This is a genomic window from Synechococcus sp. R8-2, from assembly GCF_047461715.1.
Classification (GTDB): Bacteria; Cyanobacteriota; Cyanobacteriia; order Thermostichales; family Thermostichaceae; genus Thermostichus.
The window spans coordinates 1-5,386 of sequence record NZ_JANSHQ010000025.1 but is presented as its reverse complement, the minus strand read 5'-3'; the positions used below and the strand labels follow the sequence as shown (position 1 = coordinate 5,386).

Annotated in this window: 3 protein-coding genes; 1 reads left to right on the top strand and 2 read right to left on the bottom strand. The window is 60.6% G+C overall.

Features of this window, described 5'->3' with window-relative positions; genetic code table 11:
* Positions 1–184 precede the first annotated feature (184 nt).
* Positions 185–2,377, bottom strand: a complete 2,193-nt coding sequence (gene glyS / locus NW819_RS00695) for a glycine--tRNA ligase subunit beta (protein ID WP_414412585.1) — start codon at positions 2,375–2,377, stop codon at positions 185–187.
* 179 nt (positions 2,378–2,556) lie between these two features.
* Positions 2,557–4,635 carry a cation:proton antiporter gene (locus NW819_RS00690; protein ID WP_414412584.1) on the bottom strand — a complete coding sequence of 693 codons (2,079 nt, stop codon included), beginning with the start codon at positions 4,633–4,635 and terminating at the stop codon, positions 2,557–2,559.
* A gap of 276 nt (positions 4,636–4,911) precedes the next feature.
* Here NW819_RS00690 and NW819_RS00685 point away from each other — a divergent pair.
* A partial coding sequence (locus NW819_RS00685) for a serine/threonine-protein kinase (RefSeq protein ID WP_414412583.1) occupies positions 4,912–5,386 on the top strand: 475 nt, incomplete at its 3' end.

Here is a 5,386-nt window from a genome sequence, read left to right as displayed (position 1 = left end):
TGACGCGAAGACGCGACCAACGGTTTAGGTGTGGGCACAGTGTTCTGAGTTTGAGTGGAAATGACGATATGTCCATTCCCAAGCCGTTCGCGCCAGCGGGACAGAGTCCTTGGGGGGTAGCTCCCTCTGGGAGAGAGGCTGGGGGTGAGGGGGATCTGTCTCGAAGTAAACTGATCTGAAACGGCTAGGGGGTCTTCTCCGGCGAGGATTCCCCTGCCATGACCACAGCCCCCATGTCCCCCAACAGGCGCGACTGGTTGCGCAATACTCCCAGCAAATTGAGCCGGCTGGCCCGTCGCACAGGATCCGGATCCATCACCAAAACGGCTTCAAAAAACTGAGCTACCTGAGGGGCTGCTGCTTGCAGAGCTTCCACCAAGGGGACAAAGTCTCCCTGAAGGGCTGGCTCCACCCCCAGACGATAGATTTTCTGGCAAGCCTCGTACAACTCCCTTTCTGCCGCCTCCTGCAACTGGTCGGGATCCACGGCGGCTGCCGGATCCACCACGGCGTAGTCCAAGTCCCCTTGGGCTGCCAGGCGGGCGCAGCGATTGAGGGTGGGATAGAGATCCGCCAATTCCCCGGTGGCCCGCAGGTGTTGCAGGTACTCCGCCCGCAGCAGGGTCAAGGGCAGGTTACCCAGGGCCCGCAAGGTGAGTTCGGCCTTCTGGGGATCCTCCGCTTTGACCGACTCGGGATCCCCCACTACGGCCCTGACCAAGTCGTAATCAATCCGTTTTTCCTCCTGCAAAAGGGTCTGTATCCGTTGGGCCAAAAACTCCTGCAAGGCTCGCAAGGTGTGGACATCGCCAAAGGCATAGTCCTGCACCACGCTCTGCAACAGCAAGTTGAAGTCAAAAGTCCAGCCGGCATCCCAGGCAACCAGCACCAGGCTGTTGGCGGCCCGCCGCAGGGCAAAGCGATCCGAGGAGCCGGTGGGGATCCGCCCCAAGCGAAACATGCCCACCAAGGTATCCAGGCGATCCGCCCAGCCCACCACCCGCCCCGTCAGTGCTGTGGGCAAAGCGTCCCCCGCTCCCAAAGGCCAGTAGTGTTGCTCAATCCCCTCGGCTACCGCCTCCGGTTCCCCATCCTGCCGAGCGTAGTCGGCCCCCATGATCCCCTGCAGCTCCGGGAACTCGTACACCATTTGGGTAACCAGATCCGCCTTGCACAGGTAAGCCGTGCGATCCACCAGCGCCTGCTCCTGGGGATCCAAGTTCAGGGCAGCGGCAATGAGGCGGCTGATGTGGCGGATGCGCTCCACCTTGTCCCGCATGGAGCCCAGCCCTTCGGCAAAAGTAACCGCCTGCAGGCGTTCCACCCGCTGCGCCAAGGGGATCCGCCGATCCTCCTCGTAGAAAAAGCGGGCATCCGCCAGGCGCGCCCGCACCACACGGCTGTTGCCTGCCCCGATCCGCTCCGATTGCCGGGGGTCGCCGTTGGAGATGGTGATGAAATAGGGCAGCAATTTTCTGGGATCCCGGCCATCCCGTACTGGGAAGTAGCGCTGGTGAGTGATCATCACCGTCTCGATCACCGCAGGGGGCAAGCGCAAAAACTCTGGCTCAAAGCGCCCCAAAACCGCCGTCGGCCACTCCACCAAGTGCACCACCTCCCGCAGCAAAGGAGCAGGGATCTGGGCTTCCCCATTCACTTGCCTGGCCAGCTTGGTCACCTCAGCCTGAATGTATGCCTCTCGCGCTGTTGGATCGGGGCTGACCCCCGCCTCTTGCATTTGCTGAACGTAGCTCTCGGCCCGCTCCAGGACAACCTGCTGGGATCCCAAAACGCGGTGCCCCCGGCTCACCCGCCCCGCCACCAAGCCCGGCATGGAATTGTCCTCGTGGGTCGGCAGCAGCAAAGGCAGCACCTGATCATCCCAAAGGGAGACCAGCCAGCGGATGGGGCGCGGAAACTTCAGCTCCCCGCAGGCCCAGCGCATCAGCCGTTCACCACTCAAGTTGGTAATCCAGGCGGGTGCCAGTTCCTGGAGCACGGCTGCCGTCGGTCGGCCCCGCACCCGCTGCACCGCAAACACAAAGGATCCCTTGCCCACTTGCCGGATTTCCAGGCTGCCGGGATCCACCCCTTGTTTTTGGGCAAATTTTTCCCCGGCAGGGGTGAGCTGGCCATCTTGGTAGGCGACCTGAACCGGCGGCCCCTTCACCTCCAAAGTGCGATCCGGCTGCTGGGTGGGCAACCCCTGCAACAGAACCGCCAGGCGGCGCGGCGTACCGAAAAGCTGCATCTGCTCCGCTTGCAAATGGGCCTCCGCCAAAGAGGCCGGGATCCCGGTTCGCCACTGCTCCAGAGCCGAATCCACAAAACTGGCTGGGAGCTCTTCACAGCCGACTTCTAGCAAATAGGCAACCATACTCCTGTGCTCCGCAGGGCACTATCCCCACTTCCTCAATCAACATAGTCTATGGCTCTGGGCCTCCCTTCTAGCTCACGACTGCTCCGAACCTGGGGTATCCCAGTTTACCAGGGGAGCTGGGGCGGAGTTGAGACAAGAGCTCCAGTCCGCCAGACAACACCCCAATGCCATCCCTGTCAAGTGGGCTCTGCGGCCGCCAGAACCCCATCTCCTTGGCGCAAGGGATGAGCTGAATCCCGCGGCAAATGCGCCACGATGATGGGAAGGCTGGGTCGGTTGCGGGCGATGGTCTCCGGCTCTCGGCCCAGGCGCGACCGGTTGCCGGTTTCGCTGGGAACCAATACCAACACATCTCCTGGCTGCAGCGCTTTAAAGACTTCCGCCACCACCCCCCCCTGCACCCGCTGAACCGGCAAGTGGGCATAGCTTTCTGCCGGCAAGGCTGGGGAGCTTTTCCGCCCAGGTCGGGTTTGCACCAGCAGGATCTGCAAACCTGCTTTCAATTCGCCAGCCAGCGTTTGCGCCAGCCCAATGGTCTGCTGCAGGGATCCGGGAGAGACCTCCAGCTCCGGTGCAACCAAGAGGATGCGGCGCGCCGTCTCGATGGGTACCGGAAACCGCGTGATCAACACTGGGATCCCCACCTGCCGCACCACCGCGTCAATGATGCTGCCGAAAAAGTTCTCCGCATAGGTGGAGTAGCCCTTCCAGCCCAGGATCACCAAGGTTGCCTGCCGTTCCGCCGCCGAGCGAATGATCCCTTTTTCCACCGAGTCATCCACCCGCCGAATCGGCTCCACTCGGGTCACGGCGCTGTGGGCCAGAGCTTCTGCAAAGGTCAACAACTGCTCTTGCCGAGCCAGGGCTGCCGGCGAGATCCCAGCACGGTCAGACAAAACATGCAGCGGCAGCAGCGTTCCCCCATCTTTTTTGGCCAAAATCAACGCCAACTGCAGCAGGTTGCTTTCGGTATCCGGGTTGGCCACCGGCACCAAGACGCGAGCTCCCCAATCCGGCTTGGGCAATTCGGTGGACTCTGCGGCCACCTCGGTGGGCTGCATTTGCTCTCCCCAGCGGGCCACAATCCAAGGCGAGGCAACACAGGTCACGAGGATCATGGCAATGGTGCCGTTCACCGTCAGCTCATCCACCAACTCCACCTGAAAAGCCACCGTGATGGCCGCCAGGGTAGCCGCCGCCTGAGCCATCGACAGGCCGAACATAACCATAGCGCTGGCAAAGCGCCAGCCAAACAGTTGGGCCGGGATCCAAGCGGCCAGAAACTTGCTCACCACCTCCGCTGCGATCATCACCCCTCCCACCAGCAGCGAGCGCGGCTCTCCCAAGAGAATGCCGGGATTGATCAGCATCCCCACCGAGATCAAGAAAAAAGGCACAAACAGGGTGTTGCCGATAAACTGGATCCGGTTCATCAGGGGGCTGAGCTGGGGGATGATGGGGGTAATGGCCGTCCCGGCCAGAAAGGCTCCCACCACCGGCTCAATGCCGATCAACCCCGCTCCGTAGGCCACCACAAACAAAGTGGCGATCACGAAAGTAAACTCTGCTCCCTCGTCGTGACCAAAGCGTTGAAAGAACCAACTGCCCAGCTTAGGCACCCCCCACAGGGTGGCAAACGTGTAGAGGGCAATGGAAGGGATCAACGTCAGCCAAAAGCGCAGCGACAGCTCCCCTTGGTGGGCGCGCACCACCACCGCCAGCACCAACAAAGCCAGGACATTCGTGATAAGGGTGGCCCCCAAAGTTGCCCTCACCGTCTGCAGGCGCATCAACCCCAGCTTCGAGATGATGGGCAGACCGATCAGGGTGTGAGAGGCAAAACAAGAGGCCACCAGCACCGCCGCCAGAAAGCCATACCCAATGGCCAACATGGCTGCTGTGCCGATGAGCATGGGCAACAGAAAGGTGAGCGCCCCGAAGAGGGTGGCCTTCCCGGCATTGAGCTTCAAATCTTCCAGACTGGTCTCCAGCCCCGCCATGAACATGAGAAACAACAGCCCCACCGTGCCCAGCAGGATGATGGTCTCGTCCCGCCGCAAGATGCCCAAGCCGTAGGGCCCCACCACCAGCCCGGCCAAGATTAACCCGATGATCCCCGGCAGGCGCAGCCGCTCAAACAGCAAGGGAGCCACCAGCATGATGGTCAGGATGATCAAAAACACCAGCACCGGATTCTCAACAGGGCCGATCAGGGCTAGAGGGATCCCCGAAATTTGCAGCCAGTTAGCCAGCATAAATACCCGACAGACAGCTAATGAACAGACCCGGCAAAGCGCCCGCATGAGTCTATCAGATCCCTCCAGATCCAAGTAGCTCTCGATGCCCCACAGACTTTGTCCGGCCTTCAATTACTGGCAGGGCGTTTAATAAGTATTCAAAAGTAAGTACATCAGACACATTAAGACACATTAAGCAGTGAAAACAGCTTGGCAGTAGTGCCCAGAGAAAGGCGGGAGAAACCCCCGAGAAACACGCATTAGAATCAGAGGGTACATGCTCCTAGGCTGCCTATGCACCAGCTTGCTCCTGGAAAAGTGATCGGCCAGCGCTATCAACTGGTTCACAGCATTGCAGCGGGCGGCATGGGGCAGGTGTTCAAGGCAGTCGATACGCGCCTGTTCAACCGTCCGGTAGCGGTAAAGCTGTTGCACCAAAACTTGGCAGGCGATGACAACACCCGACGCCAGTTGCACAAACGTTTTCAGCAGGAAATTCGCATCAGCACGTTGTTGGGGGAGCACCCTGCCATTGTTAAGGTGCTGGATTACGGTCTAGAGAACGACCAACCTTACCTGGTGATGGAATACCTGACGGGGCGCAGTTTGGGGGAGCTAATGCTCAAGCAGCCGGTGCTGCCGCCTCAACAGGTGGTGAGGATTGCCCGCCAAGTGTGTGCCGGTCTCTATTACGCCCACAACCTAGAGACCGAGCAGGATGGCCATCTCATCAAGGGGGTGATCCATCGCGACATCAAACCCAGCAACC

Bases quoted from the DNA above. Each gene is read 5' to 3' on its own strand.
- NW819_RS00690 (WP_414412584.1), bottom strand. From the start codon at position 4,635: ATGCTGGCTAACTGGCTGCAAATTTCGGGGATCCCTCTAGCCCTGATC.
- glyS (WP_414412585.1), bottom strand. From the start codon at position 2,377: ATGGTTGCCTATTTGCTAGAAGTCGGCTGTGAAGAGCTCCCAGCCAGT.